Origin of the sequence: Kribbella sp. NBC_01245, from assembly GCF_036226525.1 — a bacterium.
GTDB lineage: Bacteria > Actinomycetota > Actinomycetes > Propionibacteriales > Kribbellaceae > Kribbella.
In genome coordinates, this window is the sequence record NZ_CP108487.1 from 5,179,069 (window position 1) to 5,201,665 (window position 22,597).

Annotated in this window: 18 protein-coding genes; 10 read left to right on the top strand and 8 right to left on the bottom strand. The window is 67.9% G+C overall.

What is annotated here, in order from left to right; all coding sequences use genetic code 11:
- Window positions 1-27: 27 nt before the first annotated feature.
- Together OG394_RS23320 and OG394_RS23325 are read left to right on the top strand one after the other, a co-directional pair.
- Window positions 28-978 (top strand): glycosyltransferase family 2 protein, encoded by a 951-nt coding sequence (locus tag OG394_RS23320; RefSeq protein ID WP_328989163.1) that lies wholly within the window; start codon window positions 28-30, stop codon window positions 976-978.
- On the top strand, window positions 975-2,516 hold the full coding sequence (locus OG394_RS23325) for a class I SAM-dependent methyltransferase (protein ID WP_328989164.1): 1,542 nt from the start codon (window positions 975-977) through the stop codon (window positions 2,514-2,516). Before OG394_RS23320 ends, OG394_RS23325 begins: the two co-directional genes overlap by 4 nt.
- A 1,258-nt stretch (window positions 2,517-3,774) precedes the next feature.
- Here OG394_RS23325 and OG394_RS23330 read toward each other — a convergent pair.
- The 5 genes from OG394_RS23330 to rffA form a co-directional block, all read right to left on the bottom strand.
- On the bottom strand, window positions 3,775-5,403 hold the full coding sequence (locus tag OG394_RS23330) for a hypothetical protein (protein ID WP_328989165.1): 1,629 nt from the start codon (window positions 5,401-5,403) through the stop codon (window positions 3,775-3,777).
- Window positions 5,396-6,124, bottom strand: a complete 729-nt coding sequence (locus tag OG394_RS23335; protein ID WP_328989166.1) for a hypothetical protein — start codon at window positions 6,122-6,124, stop codon at window positions 5,396-5,398. The genes OG394_RS23330 and OG394_RS23335 overlap by 8 nt, the downstream gene beginning before the upstream one ends.
- The gene (locus OG394_RS23340) at window positions 6,125-8,431 is read right to left on the bottom strand and encodes a glycosyltransferase family 2 protein (RefSeq protein ID WP_328989167.1); all 2,307 of its coding nucleotides are present in this window, start codon (window positions 8,429-8,431) and stop codon (window positions 6,125-6,127) included.
- Between the two features lie 116 nt (window positions 8,432-8,547).
- Window positions 8,548-9,309 carry a GNAT family N-acetyltransferase gene (locus tag OG394_RS23345; protein WP_328989168.1) on the bottom strand — a complete coding sequence of 254 codons (762 nt, stop codon included), beginning with the start codon at window positions 9,307-9,309 and terminating at the stop codon, window positions 8,548-8,550.
- Window positions 9,309-10,457, bottom strand: coding sequence for a dTDP-4-amino-4,6-dideoxygalactose transaminase (rffA, locus tag OG394_RS23350; RefSeq protein ID WP_328989169.1), 1,149 nt, complete (start codon window positions 10,455-10,457; stop codon window positions 9,309-9,311). The genes OG394_RS23345 and rffA overlap by 1 nt, the downstream gene beginning before the upstream one ends.
- Before the next feature lie 53 nt (window positions 10,458-10,510).
- Between rffA and OG394_RS23355 the strand changes: the two genes are divergently transcribed.
- Together OG394_RS23355 and OG394_RS23360 are read left to right on the top strand one after the other, a co-directional pair.
- A complete protein-coding gene (locus tag OG394_RS23355) occupies window positions 10,511-12,742 on the top strand; it encodes a hypothetical protein (RefSeq protein ID WP_328989170.1) in 2,232 nt (743 codons plus the stop codon).
- 58 nt (window positions 12,743-12,800) lie between these two features.
- Window positions 12,801-13,508 carry a DUF4118 domain-containing protein gene (locus OG394_RS23360; RefSeq protein WP_328989171.1) on the top strand — a complete coding sequence of 236 codons (708 nt, stop codon included), beginning with the start codon at window positions 12,801-12,803 and terminating at the stop codon, window positions 13,506-13,508.
- Between the two features lie 56 nt (window positions 13,509-13,564).
- On the opposite strand, the gene OG394_RS23365 is transcribed toward OG394_RS23360, so the two are convergent.
- The gene (locus OG394_RS23365) at window positions 13,565-15,832 is read right to left on the bottom strand and encodes a hypothetical protein (RefSeq protein ID WP_328989172.1); all 2,268 of its coding nucleotides are present in this window, start codon (window positions 15,830-15,832) and stop codon (window positions 13,565-13,567) included.
- Between the two features lie 84 nt (window positions 15,833-15,916).
- Here OG394_RS23365 and OG394_RS23370 point away from each other — a divergent pair, with 84 nt between their 5' ends.
- Window positions 15,917-16,624 (top strand): class I SAM-dependent methyltransferase, encoded by a 708-nt coding sequence (locus OG394_RS23370; protein ID WP_328989173.1) that lies wholly within the window; start codon window positions 15,917-15,919, stop codon window positions 16,622-16,624.
- On the opposite strand, the gene OG394_RS23375 is transcribed toward OG394_RS23370, so the two are convergent.
- The gene (locus OG394_RS23375; RefSeq protein WP_328989174.1) at window positions 16,599-17,624 is read right to left on the bottom strand and encodes a glycosyltransferase family 2 protein; all 1,026 of its coding nucleotides are present in this window, start codon (window positions 17,622-17,624) and stop codon (window positions 16,599-16,601) included. The genes OG394_RS23370 and OG394_RS23375 overlap by 26 nt on opposite strands.
- 42 nt (window positions 17,625-17,666) lie before the next feature.
- Entirely contained in the window at window positions 17,667-18,701 is a 1,035-nt protein-coding gene (locus OG394_RS23380; RefSeq protein WP_328989175.1) for a PseG/SpsG family protein, read from the bottom strand.
- Window positions 18,702-18,792: 91 nt separating this feature from the next.
- Between OG394_RS23380 and OG394_RS23385 the strand changes: the two genes are divergently transcribed.
- From OG394_RS23385 to OG394_RS23405, 5 genes are all read left to right on the top strand, one after another.
- A complete protein-coding gene (locus tag OG394_RS23385; protein WP_328989176.1) occupies window positions 18,793-19,023 on the top strand; it encodes an AbrB/MazE/SpoVT family DNA-binding domain-containing protein in 231 nt (76 codons plus the stop codon).
- Entirely contained in the window at window positions 19,016-19,459 is a 444-nt protein-coding gene (locus OG394_RS23390) for a type II toxin-antitoxin system VapC family toxin (RefSeq protein WP_328989177.1), read from the top strand. Before OG394_RS23385 ends, OG394_RS23390 begins: the two co-directional genes overlap by 8 nt.
- Window positions 19,460-19,562: 103 nt before the next feature.
- Entirely contained in the window at window positions 19,563-20,546 is a 984-nt protein-coding gene (pseB, locus tag OG394_RS23395) for a UDP-N-acetylglucosamine 4,6-dehydratase (inverting) (RefSeq protein WP_328989178.1), read from the top strand.
- Window positions 20,547-20,583: 37 nt separating this feature from the next.
- Complete coding sequence (gene pseC, locus OG394_RS23400) at window positions 20,584-21,708, top strand: UDP-4-amino-4,6-dideoxy-N-acetyl-beta-L-altrosamine transaminase (protein ID WP_328989179.1); 1,125 nt, start codon at window positions 20,584-20,586, stop codon at window positions 21,706-21,708.
- Between the two features lie 69 nt (window positions 21,709-21,777).
- A complete protein-coding gene (locus OG394_RS23405) occupies window positions 21,778-22,593 on the top strand; it encodes a hypothetical protein (protein WP_328989180.1) in 816 nt (271 codons plus the stop codon).
- Window positions 22,594-22,597: the final 4 nt, after the last annotated feature.

A 22,597-nucleotide genomic window follows, 5' to 3' on the forward strand; every position in this document is an offset into this window, starting at 1 on the left:
GGGTCAGCAGTGCTTGTCTCCGTCGTCGTGCCATGTTACCGCTCGGCAGCCACCTTGCCGCGTCTTGTCGAGGGGCTCGAGCAGATCCTGCCGGAATGCACCAGCCGTTTCGAGATCGTGCTGGTCGTCGACGGCAGTCCCGACAACACCTGGCAGGTCGCCAGTGAGCTCGCCGAGAAGTACCCCGAGGTCCGCGCCCTGCGCCTCGCCCGGAACTACGGCCAGCACAACGCCCTGATCGCCGGCGTCCGCTCCGCGCTGTACGAGGTGGTCGTCACGATGGACGACGACCTGCAGCACCCGCCGGACCAGGTCCCGCTGCTGCTGAAGGCGCTGACCGACGACGTCGACCTGGTCTACGGCGTGCCCGAGGAGGAGGAGCACGCGTTCCTGCGCAGCCTGCTCTCCCGGACGGTCAAGGCCGGGATGGCGACCGCTCTGGACATCCCGAGCGCGAAGTCGATCGGCGCGTTCCGTGCGTTCCGGACCTTCCTGCGCGACGGGTTCGACGGTCTGGACGGGCCGCACGCCTCGGTCGACGTGGCACTGTCGTGGTCGACCACCAAGATCACCGAGACGAAGGTCCGGCTCGAGGACCGCACCGAGGGCAAGTCGAACTACAACTTCGCGATGTTGTCCAAGCACGCGATCAACATGCTGATGGGCTATTCCACCAAGCCGCTGCGGCTGGTCGGATATCTCGGATTCCTCTGCGCGCTGCTCGGTGTCGTGCTGTTCGGCGTGATCATCTACAAGTTCGCCTCGGGCGCCACCACGGTCGCCGGGTTCACCACGATCGCCTCGATGGTCGCGCTGTTCTCCGGGGCGCAGATGCTGGCCATCGGTGTGCTCGGTGAGTACGTCGGCCGCCTGCACTCGGACTCGATGGGCCGCCCCACGTACGTGATCCGCCAGCGGACCGATGTCGACGCGCATCCCGACATCACCCAGGACAACGAGCAGACGCCGCCCGCGTGAGCGACTACCGCTACCTGCTGTTCCCTGGCCGGCACCACGTGCTGACCAGGTTCCAGGCGTCGTACCTGCGTGAGCAGTTGGCCACCCGGCTGACCCCCGACGCGATGGTGATCTGGGCCGTCACCTCGGCGAACCACCACACCACCAAGCGAAACCCGGTGCCGTTCAACCGGCGCGAGGCCGCGATCGAGCGGTTCAGCGTGCTGGAGGACGTGCCCTCGCTGGTGATTCCGGTGGTGGACACGCCGCCGACCGAGGACTTCGCCGAGGTCACGGTCAAGGCTGTGACCGCGGGCACCGACGATCGGATCACGCCTTCACCGGCCGACACCTTGGTGGCCTGCTCGACACCCGAAGTGTCCGCGCTGTACGAGAAGCTCGGCTTCGAGGTCGTCGGCATCGAGCTGGACTCGGCCCAGAAGCCCTTGCGTCCTTGGGATATTCTGCTCATGGTTGCCTCAGGCAACAACGAGTGGCGCGAGGAGGCCCATCCCGCCACGGTGGACGTCTTCGACCGCTACCGACTGGACCTGCAGATCGTTGCCTGCGTCAATGACCCGGTCGTCGGCGATGACGGCGGTCTCACCACCACGCGCGATTACAAGACGTACGCCGAAGCCTTCGAGACCGCGGCCGACCGGAAATGGCTGCAGATCAAGGACTTCGTCCGCCCTGGGCGCATTCTCGATATCGGTTGTGCGACCGGTGCGACGCTGGAGCTGGTCGATCGGGATCCGCGGTTCCACGAGTCGGACCTGATCGGCGTCGAGGTGGCCCGGCATCTGTTCGCCGAGTGCGAGCACAAGAAGGCCCAGGGCCTCTTCACCAACCCGAACGTCTTCTTCTACCAGCGCAACATGCTCGGCTCGACCGTCTTCAGCCCGCGCTCGATCGACACCACCCTGACGCTCGCACTCACCCACGAGATCTGGTCGTACGCCGCGGAGTCCCGCCCGGCGACAGTGGCACGGTTCGCCGCGGGTCTGTTCGCGCACACCGCGCCGAACGGGGTCTGGATCAACTCGGACGTCTGCGGGCCGTCGGAGCCGGACCGCAAGGTCGCGCTCACCCTCGACGACAGCGACGGGTCCAACCCGGCCGAAACCGCCGACCTGACCGGGATGACCGGGCCCGCCGCGGCCGACGTGGTGGGCCGGCTGTCGACGCGGGCGCGATTCGTCCAGTTCGCCCGGGATTTCCGCCGCAACGCCGACGTACCGTTCGCCTACTCCGAGCGGCCCGACGGGTCCTTCGTATTGCGTTTGGCCGATGCGATGGACTTCCTCACTCGCAAGGATTACGTCGACAACTGGCTGTCCGAGACGCACGAGCAGTTCTGCGGTCTCACCTTCGACGCCTGGTGCGACGTAGCCCGGACCGCGGGCTTCACCATCGACCCGGCATCGACGGCCTGGCGCAACGACTGGATCATCGACAACCGCATCGCCCCAGTCGCCGCCATCGCCAACCCCCTGAACGCCTCCCCGCTCCCCTGGCCGACCACCCACCAACTCCTAGTAGCCCGCCGCCCCGCCTAACCCCGCGAACGCGCTCACGCCGGCGCCCCTACCAGCAAACCGGACGAAAGAACCGGCCGCTGACGAATTTGGGGATAACCGGCTCTCCTGCCGCATGTGTGGGTCACCAACACCGCCAACGCCGATTGGACGCGAAATGCGCCTCCTGTGGATAACCTTTCCGCGAGTGGTCAGGTCATGACGCGACCACTCGCGGAAGGGGTATCCCCAGATGCCAGCAGCTCCACTGCCTGGTGCCGCTGCAACCTGCCGCGCGGACTCGCCGCGCACCCCGACTACCCGCGCGAACTCGCCGTACGGGCGCCACTTCCAGCGCAAACACGCCGCCGCGATCGCCTCGGCACGGCGTGCCTGCGCGGTATGAACCGCCCGTACGGCAAGTGCGCGCGGCACGTCGGGAAGACCCGAGCGACTCCTACGGTGACCGAGTTACCTGCGCGGACTCGCCGCAGCGGACCGGGTGTTGCCGCGCGAATAACCCCGCGGGGGTCGGTCTTGCCGCGCAGGCATGCCGTGCCGAGGCGAGCGAGGCGGGGTGTTTGCGCTGGAAGTGGGGTTACGCGGTAGGTCGGGCGCGGAGCCAGTGGCGGCGCTTCGCCTGCGGCCGGCGGCAAGAGGTGCGCAGCCGGAACCCACAGATGCGACCGGAGAGCCGGATAACTCCAGCGGCCCTATTCCGAGGGTCGACATCCGGAATGGGAGGTGGACACGCCAAATTTGGAGGGTCGACTCCCCATTCCGAGGGTCGACCCTCGGAATAGGGCAGGTAGTCCGGGCGGGGCAAGGCGGCGGGAGGCGGCAGAGGGCGGCGGCCGATCTGCGGGCGGGGCCGGCGCGTCCGTTGGCGGTGTGCGTGACCCGGCGCGTCCGTTGGCGGTGTGCGCGGCCCAGCGCGTCCGTTGGCGGTGTGCGCGGCCCAGCGCGTCCGTTGGCGGTGTGCGCGGCCCAGCGCGTCCGTTGGCGGTGTGCGCGGCCCAGCGCGTCCGTTGGCGGTGTGCGCGGCCCAGCGCGTCCGTTGGCGGTGTGCGCGGCCCAGCGCGTCCGTTGGCGGTGTGCGCGGCCCAGCGCGTCCGTTGGCGGTGTGCGCGGCCCAGCGCGTCCGTTGGCGGTGTGCGCGGCCCAGCGCGTCCGTTGGCGGTGTGCGCGGCCCAGCGCGTCCGTTGGTGGTGGGCGCGGCCGGCGCGTCCGTTGGTGGTGGGCGGGGCCGGCGCGTCCGTTGGCGGGTGTGCGCTAAAGCCGCGCGTGTGTTGGGCTGGGGTCAGCGGATGCGGTTGCGGAGGGCGGCGGCTAGTTTGCTGGGGCGGGTCAGCAGGGTGGCGCGGCGTAGTTGGTTGGCGACCTGGTAGGTGCGGGATTGGCGCAGGCGGGCCTTTTCGGCGCTGACCTCGTCGCGCTCGGCGGCGGCGGTCTGGAGCTCGGCGCGGAGGCGGCGGATGCGGTTCTCGCGGACGAGCAGCTGGCGATCGCGGTAGGCGAGGGCCTGCTCGAGACTGCCGATGTGGGCCGCCAGCTCGGTGGCCTCCTGACGCGCCTCGTCGGCCGCCAGCAGGGCCGATCGTAGGTCTGGATCGCCCGTCGCGGTGCAGGCGATCGCGTCGGCCAGTTCGCGTCCGCGGGCCAGCAACGCGGGCGTGACCTCGACGCCGGACATGTCGAGCCAGGTCGAGACCAGGTCGTCGCCCCGGGTCCAGGCGGGCCAAGGGTGGTGGCGGTGGCCGGCGACCAGGCGGTTGTGGAAGCGGAACCAGGCCGCGGCCAGTAGGTCCTCGACGGACTCCGACTTGGTCGTCCGCCAGGGCGCGATCCCCGGCACGAACCCGGCACCATCGGCAACGAGCTCGTCCCAGGTCCAGAACGGGAGGCGCTCGGGGGTCGGCTTGGTGGCGGCGTACTCCGCGCGGGCCCAAGCGCCGAGCGAGGCGGCGACGGTACGGAAGGCCGGCACGTCCTCGGCGGCGGCCAGCCGGATCAGCGTGTGCTCGACCGAGACCGCGTCCGGAATGACGGCCGGAATGGCGCTCGGCGTGAACGCCGCCGGCGCCGACGGGTCGTCCTCGGCCGAACCAGCGGTGACTCGCACATCCCAAGCGTCCTCGGCGGTGCGCGAGCGGTCAGCCGCCAGCACCGTGTCGTGCCCGGGAATGCGCGTGTAGACCGACCGCCCACCCGTCGGACCCGAGACCGCCAGCCATCCGGACAAGGTCGAACTCAACAACCCAGCCTGCGCTGCGGCATCCGCGGCGTCGGCCAACGGCGCGAGCAGCTCGGCGCCGGAGGACGCGGCTTCGAGAGCCTGTACGGCGATGCGCGCGGCGAACCGGCCCGGGCGGGTTGCGTTCGCGACGGTGGTGTCGATCAGGGCGCGCGGCTCATCGCCCGAGGACGCGGCGGCGAACACGCGGGAAGCCGGCAGGCCGACCCGGTTCAGCTCGGCCGCAAGGTCGGTAGCGGAGGCCGGACGGCTGTCGTCGTACGCCAGGGCCGCCGCCGTACCGGGCTGTGGCCAAGTAGAGGACTTGCTGTCGAGTAGACCGCTCAGGACGAACTCATTCGGCAGGCCGAGCACGACGACCGCACCAGGCGCCGCGAGATGTGCGAGAGCCTCCAGCCGCTCGGCCCAACCGTCGACCGAAGAGCCGAGGTCCAGACCGCCTGCAGCGAGCAGCACGTCGTACCGGGTGTCGTCGTCGGTGGTGGCAGCGGCCGGCAGGTCGTTCAGGATGGTGACCGCGGCGGCGCGGGCCGAGACCAGGTTGAGGACGTCGGAGCCGTGGGGGCCGAGGACCAGTACGCGCGAACCGGACGGCAGTACGTCGTCCAGTAGTGCCCGCAGGACCGGTCCCTGGACGGCCACGCCGTCGGCGGGGGCCGGGTGGATCTCAGACACGCTCTCTCCAATCGAACAACCTGCGCAGCTCACCGGGTGGCACCATCGAGGCGCGACCCAGCTCGTGATCGGCGATCTCCCGGGCGACCGCCGGATCGATCTGAGCCCCGTCCAAGGGCGAGGACCCCGACGACGAGCCGCCGTACACAGCAGGCTCGCAACCGGCGGCAATGCCGTACAGGATCGGGGTACCCATTTGGTCGGAAGCGACCCGTTGGTGTCGCCGCATCGCGATCAGCAGCGACGGCAACGGACCGCCACCGAGGCGGTCGTAATCCACCGATTCGTCGAAGCTCCAGCGGCGGTCGATCAACGTGAAACCGGCCTGCTTGTAAGCCGCTCGCACGCCGGCGGGCGTAGACGGATCCAGGGAGATCGTCACCGGGCCGGACTCGGTCGCACGGATCTCGGGAATCAGCTTCTCCGGATCCCCCTCCGGGAACCACAAGGTGCCGACCCGCTGCACCGGTTCCGCCTTCTGTACGTCCATCAGGTACAGCCAGGGGGCGCCGATGACGAACTGGTGCCGCCTGCCCATGGCCAGCCCGCGCCGACGGGCCGCGCCGCTCCAGACGAAGTGCCAGTCGTGCGGCTCATCCGGCCCGAGGTCGGCCCAGTCGAACTGCAACCGGCCACGGATCCGCGGCGGATGAATCTCGCTCAGCCCGGCATAACGCGCGAGGATCTGGGCGTGCCCGGAGAGGTGGTTCTGGGGATGCATTCAGCGCACCTCCAAATGCAGCGTGCCGGCTCTCGGCCCGAGCACGAGTTCGTGCCCCGAGTGGTCGATCCGCAGCGGCAACCGGCTGGTCAGGAAGGCCTCGCTCTGCACTGCGTGCGCGCTGCCGTCGGCCATCACGGCGAAGAGGATCCACTCCGCCAGGTTCGCCAGGGGGTCGATCGTGGACCGCACGGCCTCGTCCGGGATCAGGTCGCCCAGATCCACCCCGGCGGACCAGCGCCCGTCTGCGGCATTCAGCCGGCACGGGATGTCGACGTGATCGTCGGAGTCCTCGAGGAACCGCCGCCAGGTGAAGGCCTCTGGCGCGTCGAGCGGACCCGAGACCACCAGTTCGTCCGCCGACGGACGATCGACGGCATCGGCCACCAGCCGAATCGGCGACTCGTGCAGGTTGATGAAGTTGCCCGGGGACCTGGTCAGAATCACCAGGCGATCCCGGTAGACAGTGGTGACGGCCTGCTCGGGCCCGGTCCAGAGCAGCAGCGCGGGCGCACCACTCGGGCCGATCTTCACGCCGCGCGAGGTCCGCTGGGTGAACGGGTCATCCGGGTTCGCGTCGTCGACGATCGGGGCCAGCGGGATCCGGGCGGCGAACTCGGCGCCCTTCGCATCGCTGGACAGTACGTCGACGTCGAGCTCGAGGTCTTCGCCGGACAACGTGCGGGTCAGGCTCAGCTTGGGGTCCTCGACGCCCGGCGGCAGCGAACCGGTGACGACCAGGTCATCGCCGTCGACCTTCGCCGAGGTCAGGCAACTCGGGTTGGCCACCCGCTTGATCGTGAAGAAGCCCTTGGCGCCGGGCGCGGGCTGGATCCAGCCGCCGCCGACCCACTGACCCGGTGACCAGCTGGCACTACCGGCTCGCTGGCCGCCCAATTCGCCCGAGCGGACGAGCCGGCCGGAGCGCAGCTCGACTATGAACGTCACCGGCGCACCGGACACCGGCAACTTGGCCAGCAACTCCGGGCTGACCTTGAACTCGTAGCCGACCAGGTTCTTCTCGCCGAGCGAGTCGAGGGTCTCGAACCGCTCGACCGGCACCGGGTGATCGTTATTGCCGACGGTCATCCAGATTTTCAGCTGCGAGCCCGGCTGGAGCCGCAGGTGCCGGATCTGGGCCGACCCGCGGACGACCAGCGTCGTGTCCTGCCACTCGACCTCGGTCACGCTCGTCGACAGCGTGATCTCCGCGGGCGGCACCCGGTAGAGGCTGCGCGGCAGCGAGCGCTTGCGGAGACCCGGGTACTGGAATTCGAACTGCCAGGGTCGGCCGGGCCGATGCGCCGCCCGGCCGCCGTCGTGCAGGCCACCGTCGATCCGGAACTGCGCGAACGCCTGCAGCATCTCGATATCGGCCGACTGCAACGCCCGGATCTGCAACTGCTCGAAGACCGGCGCGTTCGTCAGCACCTCGTCGTCGAGCCGGCGGACGAACCGCTGACCGAGCTCGACCAGCGTCTGGAGGTCCTCATCCGGCGCGGAGCCGAAGGCCTGCATCAGCGCGACCAGGTCGATGTGCTGCAGATGGCGGTGCAGATGCAGGCGCAACTCGGGCACCCGCTCGTCCATCAGGTCGATCACCATCTCGGCCGAGTTGACCCGGTCGAGCAGGTTCGAGTACTTGAACTTCTGCTGCGTGATCGATTCGCCGGACTCGCGCTCGCGCCAGTAGTAGACGGGCGCGGCGATGCAGTCGACGGTGAGCGCGTCCAGATGGGCCTTCAGCGTGACCGGGTAGTCCTCATACCGAATGGCGGGGAACTCGTAGCCGTACTCGTCCCAGAAGGACCGGCGATAGACCTTGTTCCACGCCATCCGGTCGAGGATCAGCGCGGGGAATTCGGAGACGTGCGTGGCGGTCTGGTTCTTCGCGAAGGGCAGCCGCTGCACCCAGGACTGCCGCACGCCGGAGCTGTTGTTGAAGCGACGCGCGTTGCCGCCGACGAACGACGAACCCGACTCGTCGAGGGTCTGCACCATCTTCTCGTACGCGTGCCGGGTGACCAGGTCATCGCTGTCGACGAAGGTGAGGAACTCCCCGCTCGCGTTGCGCACGCCGGTGTTGCGGGCCGGGCCGAGACCCTGGTTCTCCTGCAGCACCACGCGGAATCGCGAATCGGTCTCGCAGAACTCCTTGGCGATCGCCGAGCTGCCGTCCTGCGAACCGTCGTCGACCAGGATGGCCTCGAAGTCGGTATAGGTCTGGCGGGCGATCGAGTCCAGACAGTCGTAGATGTAGTCCTCGACGTTGAAGAACGGAACGACAACGCTCAACCGCGGCGTCACGACTTCGTCCTCCTAGTGTGCCGACCGGGCAAAGACACGGCGGGCATGCGAATTCCCCCGAGTACTGGTAATGAGCTCGTGTCCTGCGCCGGGACACGAAAAGCAGGCTAACACGGCTAGACGGTCATCAAGTGCACTGTCAAGAGGGTGTGCACAGGCTCGAAGCCATAGCGTGCCCAGGCCCGTTGCACGCCGGTGTTATGACCTTGGGTGGAGATCACCAAACGGGTGGATCCGGCTGTTGCGGCAGCATCCTCTAGAGCCGCGAGCAGATGTCCGTAGCGCCCTCGGCCTTGCTCGGACGGGACCACTCCGGCGAGCTCGATCTCGGTCACCGGTGGCTGGTGATCGACAGTGGCCAGGCCGAGCACACGATGATCAGGCCCGCGCAACGTGACAGCACCGGCGGTCGCGATACTGCGCCGCGCCCACTCCTGGTAGCCGGCCAACGCGGCCGCACGATCGAACAACGGATTCGCGCAGTAGTGATTGCCGTAGTCGCCGAAGATGTCGCCGACCAGGTCATCCACCAGTACGTCGTCGATCTCGCGTTCGACGCCCGCACGAAAACCGGACAACGGCTCGGGCCTGTTGCCGGCACCCACGGCCAGTCGCCAGTAGACGAGGCTGTCGGCCAGGATGGCGCGTCGCTCCGGCAGCGCCGCCAGCTCCGCGAACCACGCGACCTCTCGCGCCGGGTAGCGCAGCACCACCACATCGGCCTGGGACGACTTGACCGCCCCGAGGACCTCCGGCAGCGCCGTACCGGCTGCGGCGGAAACGGTGACCCGGTCGACGGAGACACCGAAACGGCCGGTCTCATACGGCGAAGTGGCCACCAGCATTTCCCCGGCCTCGACGGCCTCGAACCAGCCCATCAGACCGGGTAGGAGAGCACGCCGTCGATGACGCGGGCCTGCTCCTCGGCGGTCAGCTGGGTGAACAGCGGCAACCGGACGAGCGACTCGCTGACCCGATCGGTCACGGCACAACCCTGCGGGCCCACCCGGCCGAACCGCTCGCCCGCCGGGGACGAGTGCAGCGGCACGTAGTGGAAGGGCGCGGTGATCTTGCGGGCCTTCAAGTGCGCGATCAACCCGAGCTGGTGCTCGTGCGACGGCAACACCAGGTAGTAGACGTGGGCCGGGTGGACGCAACCCGCCGGGATGGTCGGCGTCGACACGCCGTTCGCCGCGGCCCAGCCGGTCAGCGCCTCGTCGTACCGCTGCCAGGCCGCGAGACGGGGTGCCTGGATCTCGTCGAACCGCTCCAGCTGGGCGGTCAGGAACGCGGCCAGCGGGTCGGCCGGCAGATAGCTCGAGCCGATGTCGACCCAGCGGTACTTGTCCACCTGACCACGGAAGAACTGGCTGCGGTTGGTGCCCTTCTCGCGGATGATCTCGGCGCGGGCGAGCAGCTCGGCGTCGTTCACGATCAGGGCGCCGCCCTCACCGCAGTGGATGTTCTTCGTACCGTGCCAGGACTGGGTGGCCATCAGCCCGAGCGAACCGAGCGGACGGCCGTCGTACGACCCGCCGAAGCCGTGCGCGTTGTCCTCGATCACGGCCAGTCCGTGCTTGCGCGCGATCGCGCTGATCTCGTCCATCGCGCAGGCGACGCCGCCGTAGTGCACCACCACGACCGCCTTGGTCCGGTCGGTGATGGCCGCCTCGAGCTGGGTCTCGTCCAGGTTCAGCGTGTCGGGCCGGATGTCCACGAAAACCGGGATCGCGCCGCGCAGGGCATAGGCGTTCGCCGTCGAGACGAAGGTGAACGACGGCATGATCACCTCGTCGCCGGGCTCCAGGTCCAGCAGCAGCGCGGTCATCTCCAGCGCGTGCGTGCACGAGGTGGTCAGCAGCGAACCGAGGCCGCCGGTGATCTTGGTGATGAGCTCGCTCGCCCGGGCCGTGTAAGGCCCGTCACCGACGACTGCCGGGCCGGAGAAAGACTCGGTCAGATAGGACAGCTCGTCACCGGCCAGGTAGGCCTTGGTGAACGGGATCGGGGGTAGCGCGACGCTCATGCCTTGAGCCTATTACGGCGAGTCGTCACTCACTGACCCGATAGCCTGACGGCATGCATGCACGGGGCAGGCACGCCGCTGGCGCTTCCGCCAATCTCGCGGCCGCCTTGCCCCTCGCTGGGCTGGTCATCGCCCTACTGCTGGCGCACGCACCACCAGGCGTTGTCGCGAAGTACCTGGTTTTCCTGATTTTCGGCGTCACTCTGCCGGGTTTGGTCATCTGGCGCGGCATCGGGCGCTACCGGCGCAACCTGATCGAGGATCTCGGCGCAGCCTTCGCAGTCGGCACTGCCGCCCAGTTGATCGTCTACCTCGCCAGCGCATCGGTAGGCCTTCAGAAGTGGTCCTGGGTCTGGGCAATCCCGGTACTACTTGTAGGTCTTCTAGACCGCGATATCCGTTATGCCTGCTGGTCCCGAGTCCACGAGCCGGTACGGCCTGTAACCGCGTGGCTTTTCAGTGCGGCCACTGCGCTTGTATTGCTGGCGGTGTTCCAGCACGGGCCTGCAGCGTTCGCGCCGCCGTACACCGCTCCGAACGCGTTCTACCCGGATATGCCGTTCCACCACGCTCTCGGCGTCAGCGCGAAGTACGACGTACCGCTGACCGCTCTGTGGGTTTCAGGCGGAGCGATGAGGTACCACAGCTTCTTCCACCAGATCATGGCCGCAACGTCGTGGGCGACCGGGATCGACCTCGCGCACCTCATCTACACCATCGGCTGGCTGCCGTTGATGCTGGCGGGATGCGCCCTCACCTTCGCACTGGCGGACCGGTTCGTCCGGCGCTCCGGCTGGGCCGGCCCGCTTGCAGTACTGGCCGCGGGCATCGGTGGCACCATCCAGCCGCTGTCGGAGATCGGCCTGGCCAGTCTCAGTACGGCGACCGTGGCGTACCTGAGCCCAACGCAAAACCTCGGCGGCATGTACGCCGTACTGCTGGCCATGATCGCCGTCGACCTCTTAAGGCGCGAGCGGAATGCCGGTAGGTGGGTGCTGCTCTTCGGAGTGGCCCTGGCCGCCTCGGGCGCCAAAGCGACGGTATTGCCGCTGGTGGTCTGCGGATTCGGCCTGGCCTGGTTGACGGCCTTGGCGATCGGCAGGCGCGATCGAACCGCGCTGATCGGTGCTGTCGCCATGGTCCTGCTCTTCGTGGGTTCGGTGGTGGCGATCTTCGCCGGGCAGTCGTCGGGCCTGGAGTTCCGCCTGGGCGAGGCGTTCGCGCGGATGCCGCCGTACCCGTCCTTGCGTCAGACGACCGGGCCTGACGTCGATGGGCACGCGCAGTTGGTCACGACGGTGGTCACGTTGTTGGGATGGGCCGTTGCCGGATTCGGGCTCTTGTTCGTCCGCAGGCTCTGGAAGGATCCGGGGATCGGCTTTCTCGCCGGGATGTCCATTGGTGGACTGGTGGCGATGCTGGTCACGTCGCAGCCCGGGATCAGCCAGATGTACTTCCTGCGGACGGCCTTCCCCGCGATCGCCGTACTGACCTGTGTCGGGCTTGCCCAGTTGGTGCAACGCATCGGCGACCGACGGGCCATCGTCGTCGCAGGCGCCGGAGCCGGGTTGGGCACGCTTGCCTGCGTAATCGCCTTGGTAGCAACGTCATCCGCCTCCCGGACGGACGTCACCACTCCTTGGATGTACGCCGGGGTGGCCCTGCTCCTGAGCGCACTGGTCGTCACCGTGGTCTGGAAGTCGATGCAGCGGCCTGGACGGGTTACCACGGTCTTCGCGACCGCCTTGGCCGCAGCAGGCGTGGTGGCCGCGTGCATCATTCCGGTCCAGTCGATCGCGACGACGCAGGGTGTCGCGGGTGAACTCTTCGGCAAACCCAACCGGGGTGGCCCGAGTACCGCGCAGGCCGACGCGGCCCGGTGGATCCGCGACCACAGCGATACCGAGGACCTGGTCGCGACGAACGCGCACTGCCTCGTCAAAACCACGACCGACTGCGATACCCGGCACTTCTGGATCGCCGCGTTGTCGGAACGCCAGGTGCTGGTCGAAGGCTGGGCCTACACCAACCGGATCAACGCCGAAGCCGCCCGGATGCACACCAACCCGAACCTGCTGCCGTTCTGGGACCAGACGCTGATCGACGTGAACGACCAGGTCTTCGCCCAGCCCAACGAAACCGTGGTCGGCAAACTCCGCAACGAACTCAAAGTCCGCTGGCTCTACGCCGACGTAGCCAGCGGCGGCCTCTCCCCCGACCTCCAGAACTTCGCCACCATCCGCTTCCGCAACGAAGCCGCCATCGTCTACGAACTCACGCGCTGACGTTTGGATCGTGTGAGAAGTCTTGTTTCGCAAGGCCTCTCGGGTGCTCCATGGAGGTGTGATCAACGTTGCGGCCTTGTTGGCCCCCTTGGCGGTTTGCGCGGCACTGATCCCGCTCCGAGACGATGTGGAGAACACCAACGCGGCGTTGATACTCGTGCTCGTGGTGGTCGCATTCGCGAGTAGCGGCCGACGGCCGGCCGGTATTCTCGCGGCGATCTCAAGTGCCGTTTGGTTCGACTTCTTCCTCACCCGGCCGTACCAGGCCTTCACGATCAACGATCGAGCCGATATCGAGACCGCCGTACTGCTGGTGCTGACCGGCGCGGCCGTCACCGAGATCGCGCTTTGGGGCCGACGGCAACAAGCCAGCGCCAGTCGGCAAACCGGTTACCTGGAAGGGATTCTGGCCGCGGGTGAGACCGGGCTGACCGGCGACGCCCTGATCGAACACGTCACCACTCAGATCACGGATGTACTCGGCCTCGACAGTTGCCGGTACGACGCCGGCGGCAGCCGCGGCTATCCGACTCTCGGCCATGACGGCGCCATCACCCGCGGCGGGCATGCCATCAACGTCGAGCGCGACGGCCTGCCGATCCACTCCGAGATCGAGATTCCCCTGCAGGGTAAGGGCCGTTTGCTACTCGTCGCCGCCACCCGGATCAGCCGCCCCGACCGCCGCCAACGCCTCATCGCCGTCGCCCTGGCCGACCAACTCGCCACAGCCCTCACGGAACACCCCCACGAACCGGCCTGCGGGTAGAACAACGTCCCGGGTGGCCGCCGCACGCCGCACCCCTTCGGGCGGAAGGGGTGCGGTCAGGCGGGTGGTGGGAGTTCGTAGATGGTGATCGGGCCGGTGACGAAGCGGGGGCGGGCCAGGTTGGCCAGGTCGGCGGAGATGGGGCCGGCGAGGGAGTCGGCGTAGATCCAGCGGACGCCGTACTCGTAGAGACGGTCGAGCAGCGCGCGGGTTGGTGCCGCGTAGACCGAGGCCGTCAGGTCGAGGCGCTCCGGCCAGGGCGTGGGTTGGAGGTTATAGCGCTTGCCGTCCATACCGTGCTGCTTGAGGGCTTGCTCGGTGTACGCCCAGCCTTCGAGGAACGTACGGCGTCCGCCGAGGCCGCTGACGAGATAGCCGCGGGCGTCGCAGCCGGGCGGTTGGCGCCGGGCCGGGCGGCAGGCCGTGTTGGTCAGGACGACGTCGGCCGGTCCGGTGTTGTGCTCCAGCCAGATCAGGCTTTCCTTCTCGGCGGGATCGAGCTTCTCGCTTTCGCTGACCGGGGTGGCCGCCGCCGGATACGTCCCGAACAAGTGGAGGCCGTAGCTCACCGCGCCCTGCCAGGAACCGACGAGCAGCGTCAGCACCACCAGCGCCGGGCCCAGACCACGCAATCCGCGCACGCGTGCGCCGAGGATGAGCCAGGCCGAGATGACCATCAACACCAAGGCGATGAAGGCGAGCTCGGGTAGGGCCACGGCCGCGATCTGTTTGTCCCGGTCCATCGACGGATCCGGCGCGACGAGTCGCGGCAGCAGGGTCAAGGCCAGGCCGATGGTGATCGCGACACCGACGAGACCGCCGATCTCGCGCCGGGTCCGGCCTTGCAGCGCCTCGGTCATCAGCAGCCCCGCACCCGCGGCGGCGAACGGCACCAGGCTGCGCAGAAAGTACCCCTGGCTGGAAGCGGGATGGTCGAGCAGCAGCATGCCGAGCCAGCCCGCGATCATCGAGCCGGCCAGCCACCAGGCGACCGGGTCCTGCCGGGTCCGCCGGGTCGCGAGCACGCCCAGTCCGGCCAGCAGCGCGAGTTGGGAGAGGAACAGGCAGATCACCAGCACCCAGCCGGCCAGCACCGTCGTACCGTCGCTCGACGACAACGCGTCCAGGATCCAGCCACCGGTCGCGGCCATCGTCTGGTCACCGGTCAGCGTGACGTAGCCCGCGGTCGACCGCACGATCGCGAACAGCTGCAGCTTGGAACCGCCGGTGCTACCCGCGACGGTCAGCATCGTGAAGATCGCCGCGAAAAGGATGACGCCCGACGCGAGCAACGCGCGTGCCGGCAGTCGCCGCAGCTTGATCAGAACGAACAACCCGAGCAGGCCGGTGCCACCGATCAGGATCGGCAGGGTCGTCGGTTTCGAGCCGCCACCGAGAATCGCCAGCGCCGTCAGCAGGATCCACGTCCGCTTCGGTACGCCCGGCTCGAACAGCACCACCAGGAACATCACTGCGGCCGCCGTTCCGACCACCACGCCGAAGGTCTGCGACGGCGACAGGAACTCGAAGGCCGAGGTGGAGATACCGCTGCGGCCCGACCAGATGTCGAAATTCGCCGACACCGCGGTCATCAACGCCGCGAGCAGGCCGGTCCACCAGACGCGGCTCACCAACCGGGCCAGCGCGGCGAAGGTGACGATACCAACGGTCACGATCGGCAGCATCCACAACCGGAACAACACCAATTCCGGCGGCAACTGGGTGATGTCGACGGCCGCGGCCAGGTGCGCGTTCGGCAGCCAGTGGTAGTTCAGCGGAACGCCCGCCACCTGCGGAGTCTCCGGCGGCACCTGCCGAATCAACTCGTGCACCATCGACAGGTGGAACAGCAGGTCCTGGTAGTACGTGTCACCAGCAGGCGGTACGGCGTTGGGGCCCATCGTGGCCGCGGCGATCACCGTGCAGGCGAAGCCGGCGCTGAACGCCACCACCCAGTGCCAGACCAACGGCAACGGATCGGGTTCGGCGATTCGCCAATACCGCTGCAAAGGCGGAATCGCGGCAAAACAGAGCAGCAACAACAACGGCCAGACGATCAGCCAGCTACCAAGGCCGAGCGCGGTGAACAACGCCCAGCCGGCCAATTCGAACGTCAGTCCGACGGTCGCGCCGAGAGCCAGGTCCTCGGCCCAGTTGCCGGTGCTGCGCCACAACGCGCGGAGCAACAACACCCCGGGCAACGCCACGGCACAACCGAAGTAGAGGACGTACTTCGCGATGGCCAGAGCCGGTACGTCGATCCCCGCGAGCAGCAACCAGAACAGCGCGAGAAAGAGCACCCAGGGCACCAGGCGTGACTCCACCAGCTGAACGGGGAGAGACGATTGGACACCAGGTTTGGGCTTTGACTGGCGTCCTACCCCCATCGTGCCTCAGACTCGTCCCCCATGGAGGGGACTGAGATTCGCAAGCTCGCCGCGCTCGAGGACAAGCACTGGTGGTACCGGGAGCGCCGTGCCCTACTCGCCCGCGAGCTGGATTTGCTGTCCCGTAAGGGAATCAAGCCTGGCAAGGCCCTGGACATCGGCGCGGCCGGTGGTGGCAACACCCGGGTGCTGCGCGGCCGGGGCTGGTCCGCGACCGCCCTGGAGTACGGCGCCGAGGGTGCCGAGGTGGCCAACGAGCGCGGCATTCCGGTGGTCCGGGCCGACGCCGTCACGCTGCCGTTCGCGGACGCCTCGCTGGACTTGGTGACGGCCTTCGACGTGCTCGAGCACATCGTCGACGACAAGTCCGCGGCGAACGAGATCGCCCGGGTGCTCAAGCCCGGCGGCCACGCGCTGATCGCGGTGCCCTGTGACATGGACCTGTGGAGCGAACACGATGTCGCGGTCGACCACGTCCGGCGATACGAGCGGGACGAGCTGACCGACCTGCTCAGCTCGGCCGGGCTTGTGCTCGACGACGTGCGGTCCTGGAACGTGCTGCTCCGGCCGGTCGCGGCCTGGCGCCGGCGCAAGAGCACCGGCAGCGATCTGACCGACCTGAACCCGGTGGTGAACCTGGGCCTCAGCGTGGTGATCGCTGCCGAGCGGTACCTGCCGGTCGGCAGGATGCCCGGCATCTCGCTCATGGTGCGTGCTCGGCGTCCGTGATCTCGGCGCCGCCGGGGGTCACCACCTGAGTGACCTCCGGATACGCGGTGTGACCGTGGTCCTCGAGGCTGTCGTAGCCGACCAGGAACGACGGACGGCCCTGGCTGGCCTGGAACATCCGCGCGACGTACTCCCCGAGCAGGCCGAGGCAGAGCAACTGGACGGCACCGATCACGCCGACCACCAGCACCGTCGAGGTCCAGCCGGGCACGGTGTGACCGGCCGCCTTCATCCCCAGGGCGACGATCACGATCGCCAGCGAGCCCAGACCACCGAGCGCGCCGAGCCAGGTGGCCAGGCGCAGCGGCGCGGCCGAGAACGCCGTCACACTGTCGAAGGCCAGGCGCAGCATCTTGCCCAGCGAGTACTTGGTCTCACCCGCGGCCCGCTCGGCCCGGACGTAGGTCACGTCCGCACTCGGGAAGCCCAGCCACGGGATGACCAGCCGGAAGACCCGGCCGCCCTCGGGCAGCGCGTTCACCGCGTCGATGACCCGGCGTGAGACCAGCCGGAAATCGCCCGCGTCGTGCGGGATCTCCCGGCCGACCAGCCGGCGCATCAGCCGGTAGTACATCCGGGCGGTGACCCGCTTGCCGACCGAATCGCTGGTCCGGTCCGAGCGCACGCCGTACACCACGTCGACATCGGCGCTGCGGGCCTTCGCGAGCATCTCGGGGATGACCTCGGGCGGATCCTGCAGGTCGGCGTCGATGCTGATCAGGTACTCGCCGCGGGCACGCTGGAAACCGGCCGACAGCGCGGCCTGGTGACCGCTGTTGCGCAGCAGCCGGATCAGGCGCAACTGCGGCCAATCGGCGGCCGCGACACTGAGCATCTCGGCCGTCCGGTCACGACTGCCGTCGTCGACCACCAGCAGTTCGTAGGACACGTCAAGGAGGTCGAGGACTGGGCGCAGTCGCTCGACGAAGATCGGAAGCACTGCCTCCTCGTCGTACATAGGTACGACAATGGACAGCACAGGTTTCTGGTGTTGCCCCACGACGGTGAAGAGTACTGCAGCCTCCGGTGTATTGAGAGCGGTTCAGGCAGAAAGTTCCTGCAACAAGACGTCGACCACGCGGCGACGGCCCAGACCGTCCACCAACTGCCACCCGGCCTTGGCCAGCCGGACCCGTTCCGCGGGATCGGTCAACAGCTCACGAAGTACGCCGGCGGCGACTCCCGGATCCGCCCGGATCTCTGACAGAACACCTATTCCGGCGGCCGCCTTCGTCGCGACGGCGCCTTCGTAGGCGAGCACCTGATTGTCCACCACGCAGACCAGTCCGGCCGTACCGCCGAGGCAGAGCAGCTCCCACGTCGACGTACCGGAGGCACCGATGACCAGGTCGGCCTCGACGACGGCCTTGGCCAGCTCGGACGTCGGCCCGATCGTCGTCACGGTCTGCTCGTCGCCGAGCTCGATCTGGCCGATATCGGACACCAGCTCCTGCCGCGGAGCCACCACGGTCGCGTCGAACGGCACCCCGGTCGCGACCAGGGCACGCACGATCGGCGGGCCCGCGCTGTACGCGTCCGTCCCGCCGAAGAAGGCGAACACCTTCGGGATCGCGCGGTCGGGCCGCTGCCCGGGCTCGGCCGGACGCAGCCGCAGCACCTCGTCGCGCAACATCACGTAGTCGAGCCCCGCCAACCGGGTCGCGCCGGGCGGTACGTCGAACCCGTCCGCCTCGGCGCCGAGGTTCTGGTCGACGTACACGTCCGCCTTGGCCGTGCCGAAGGCGCCGTCGGTGATCGCGAGGGTGGTCAGACCCGACTCGTGCACGGCGGTCGAGGGGCCCGGGCCCAGGTCGTACGAGTCGAAGACGACGGCGTCGACCGCCAGCCGCCGGAACAGCTTGAGGTGCTCCGCGGGGGTGAAGACGGCCGGTTCGACCTGGAAGCCCCGGGACCGGATCTGCTCGTCCACCCACGGCACGGTGTGGCTGTCGCAGACGAAGATCACCTCGACCGAACGGGCGGCCAGTTCCTCGGCGAGCGCGAGACAGCGCATCACATGCCCGACGCCGCGCTTCGGCCCGACATCACAGCGAACTCCGACCCTGACCTGATTCACAGGCGAAACCGTAGCGCGCCCCTCCCGGCGTCCGGGCGTGGCCGGTAGCCTGCTGAGTAGTACGTAATACAACTACCACGTAGGAGAAATCATGAGGCTCAACAGCAAAGGGCAGGTCACCATCCCTGCCGATCTGCGCCGAAAACACCATTTGCACGAAGGAGACGAGGTAGAGGTCGTGGAAGACGGGAACGCACTGAAAATCGTGCGAACGCCGGACAGCGAGACGAGGGGCCAGCGAATCGTCCGCGAAATGAGGGGCCGGGCCACGAGGCGTGACCTGAGCACCGACGAGTTGCTGAAACTCATGCGCGGTGAATAGTTCGTCACTCCAGGTCATCGAATCAACCAGCACGCTGGTCGATTCGTGTGTCCTCCTCGATATCCTGCTGGAGGATCCACAGTGGGAAAAGTGGTCCATCGCCGCGCTGGCGGAGGCCGCCGACACCGGCCGGCTCGTCATCAACCAGCTGATCTACGCCGAGGCCTGCGGCAGTTTCAACCGGGTCGAGGAAGTTGACGCAGTGTTACCGCAAGACGTTTTCATCCGCGAATCGCTGCCCTTCCCGGCCGGGTTCCTCGCCTCGCAGGCGTTCGTCGACTACCGCCGCCGCGGTGGTACGAGACGCTCGCCGATGCCGGATTTCTACATCGGCGCCCATGCCGCGGTGAACCGATACCAGTTGCTGACCCGGGACAAAGGACGGTTCGAGACGTACTTCCCGGGTGTGCGGCTGGTCACGCCGGAGAATGGTTGATTCTGGGGGAAGTGCGTCGGCCCGCTATCGTACGGACGAGCCCCGCTGCGCGAACCGCGGTGAGGCCGTCCGGCAACTGTCCTGAAGAAGGGTCCTATTCGACGTGTCCATCCTCACCGGCTCCGACATCCTGGTCACCGGCGGTACCGGGTCCTTCGGCAAGGCGTTCATCCGTCATGCCCTGGACAATCTGGACCCGAACCGGATCATCATCTTCAGCCGCGACGAGCTGAAGCAGTGGGAGGTCCGCCAGCTGTTCGGCGACGACCCCCGGCTGCGCTTCTTCCTCGGCGACATTCGCGACAAGGACCGGCTGGACCGGGCCATGCACAAGGTCGACTACGTCGTACACGCGGCGGCCCTGAAGCAGGTCGACACCGCGGAGTACAACCCGTGGGAGTTCGTCAAGACCAACGTCATCGGCTCGCAGAACGTGATCGAGTCCAGCATCGACTCGGGCGTCAAGAAGGTCGTCGCGCTGTCGACGGACAAGGCCTCCAGCCCGATCAACCTGTACGGCGCGACCAAGCTGACCGCCGACAAGCTGTTCATCACCGGTAACCACTACGCCGCGGCGTACGAGACCCGCTTCTGCGTGGTTCGCTACGGCAACGTGATGGGCAGCCGCGGCTCGATCATTCCGAAGTTCCGCGCCCTGCACGAGGCCGGCCAGTCGCTGCCGATCACGGACCTGCGCTGCACCCGGTTCCTGATCACGCTGCCCGAGGCCGTGAAGTTCGTGGTCGACTCGTTCGAGCAGATGCAGGGCGGCGAGCTGTACGTGCCGCGCATCCCCTCGATGAAGATCACCGACCTGGCCCAGGCGATCGCGCCGGGCGCCAAGATGCACGACATGGGCCTGCGCCCGGGCGAGAAGCTGCACGAGGAGATGATCAGCCCGGAGGAAGGCCGCCGTGCGCTGGCCATCGGCGACCGCTACGTGCTGCAGCCCGACCTCGCGACCTGGGGCTACAAGGCGCCCGCGAACGGCGTCCCCGTCGTCGACGGCTTCCACTACACGTCGGACAACAACGACCAGTGGTACTCGATCGAGGAGATCACCAAGATCCTCGAAAGCGACGTCTGAGCACCTCCCTACAACAACATCTTGGAGCCGGACCAAAGTGCTGCCTTACGGACGTCAGTCGATCTCCGAAGAAGACATCGAGGCCGTCACCGCGATCCTGCGCGGTGACTGGCTCACCACCGGTCCGGCGGTGACCGCGTTCGAGCAGGCCATCGGCGAGATCTCCGGTGGCCACCGCGCGGTCAGCTGCACCTCGGGTACGGCGGCGCTGCACATCGCGTACGCCGCGCTCGGGGTGGGCGCCGGCGATGAGGTCATCACCACCCCGATGACGTTCGTCGCCACCGCCTCCTGCGCCGCGATCCAGGGCGCCAAGATCGTCTTCGCGGACGTCGAGGAGGACACCGCGCTGCTCGACCCGGCCGCCGTCGAGGCCGTCGTCACCGACCGCACCAAGGTCATCGCGGCGGTCGACTACGCCGGTCATTCGGCCGACTACGACGCCCTGCAGCCCATCGCCGACTCGGTCGGGGCGAAGACCCTGGCCGACGCGGCGCACTCGATCGGCGGCACTTACAAGGGCCGTCCGGTCGGCGATCTGGCCGACGTGACCACGCTCTCGTTCTTCCCGACCAAGAACCTGACCACCGCCGAGGGTGGCGCCGTAGTGGCGAAGGACCCGGCACTCGCCCAGAAGGCGCACGAGTTCCACTTCATCGGCCTGATGCGCGACCCGGAGCGGTTCCGGATCACCGATGAGGGCCCGTGGCACCAGGAGGTGCACGAGTTCGGCCTGAACTACCGGCTGACCGATGTCGCCTGCGCGCTCGGGCTTTCCCAGCTGAAGCGGCTGGACCAGTTCAAGAAGCGCCGTACCGAGATCACCGCGCGCTACAACGAGGCGTTCGCCGGCGTTGACGGCCTGCGCACGCCCGCCCAGCGCGACACGGTGGACCCGGCCTGGCACCTCTACCCGATCCGGGTGCTGGACGGCCGCCGCAAGGAGATCTTCCTCAAGCTTCGCGAGTCCGGTATCGGCGTCCAGGTGAACTACATCCCCGTCTACTGGCACCCGGTGTTCACCGACCTCGGGTACCAACGCGGCATGTGCCCGAACGCGGAGCGGTTCTACGCCGAGGAGATCTCGCTACCGATGTTCCCCGACCTGACCGACGCGGACGTCGACCGGGTGATCGAGACCCTCACCGGGCTCGTCTCCTGACCCGTTAGGTGAGCTCGATCGGGTGCATACTTCGCAGCTCCGTCCGAAGAGAGTGAGTAGCCTTCAAACATGCACCACGCGAACCACTTCTACGGCCATGCGCACATCATGGCCAAGTACGCCGGATTAGAGCATCCGACGCGTATCTGGGGATATCTCCAGCACGGCTGGAACATCCTCGACGGTTTCGCCGTCGGCACCCCGTTCGTTGACGGGATGCCCAAGTTCGTGTGGTCGGACGGTGTCCGCCGCCGCGGCTGGTCGATGGACCGTCGTAACTACTACATCGTCGGCGCGCCCTGGATCTACCTGCTGGAGAACGAGCCCGAGCTCGCGAAGCAGGCGCCGGACGCCGAAGGCACGATCTTCTACCCGTTCCACGGCTGGGAAGGCCAGCACGTGCTGGGCGACCACGGCCGGATCGTGGCGGACATCAACAAGTACGAAGAGGGCCCGATCACGGTCTGCCTGTACTGGAACGAGTACCGCGTGCCGGAGATCCGCCGGGTCTACGAGGACGCCGGCTTCCGGGTCATCACCCACGGCTATCGCGGGCTGTACTGGAAGAAGACCGACGAGGAATTCCTCTACAACCAGCTGAACGAGCTGCGCAAGCACAAGCGAGTGGCCTCGAACCGGCTCGGTTCGGCCATCTTCTACGGCATCTCCGTCGGCCTGCAGCCCGGCGTGTACGGCGATCCGATGTTGCTGCAGAACGAGCACCCCGCCTTCGGTGGTGTCGCCCGGCAGAAGCGGATGTGGCCCGAGATGCACCAGCCTTATGTCCCGATGGAAACCGCCGAGGCGATCACCCGCACCGAGCTCGGCTCCGACTACCTAGCCAGCCCGGAGGAGATCCGCGAGCTCTTCCGTTGGGAGATCTGAACCG

What these genes read in the sequence shown, in the direction of transcription:
- OG394_RS23335 (WP_328989166.1), bottom strand. Translation starts at nt 6,124, where the DNA reads ATGCATCCCCAGAACCACCTCTCCGGGCACGCCCAGATCCTCGCGCGT.
- OG394_RS23345 (WP_328989168.1), bottom strand. Translation starts at nt 9,309, where the DNA reads ATGGGCTGGTTCGAGGCCGTCGAGGCCGGGGAAATGCTGGTGGCCACT.
- rffA (WP_328989169.1), bottom strand. Translation starts at nt 10,457, where the DNA reads ATGAGCGTCGCGCTACCCCCGATCCCGTTCACCAAGGCCTACCTGGCC.
- OG394_RS23355 (WP_328989170.1), top strand. Translation starts at nt 10,511, where the DNA reads ATGCATGCACGGGGCAGGCACGCCGCTGGCGCTTCCGCCAATCTCGCG.
- OG394_RS23370 (WP_328989173.1), top strand. Translation starts at nt 15,917, where the DNA reads ATGGAGGGGACTGAGATTCGCAAGCTCGCCGCGCTCGAGGACAAGCAC.
- OG394_RS23385 (WP_328989176.1), top strand. Translation starts at nt 18,793, where the DNA reads ATGAGGCTCAACAGCAAAGGGCAGGTCACCATCCCTGCCGATCTGCGC.
- OG394_RS23405 (WP_328989180.1), top strand. Translation starts at nt 21,778, where the DNA reads ATGCACCACGCGAACCACTTCTACGGCCATGCGCACATCATGGCCAAG.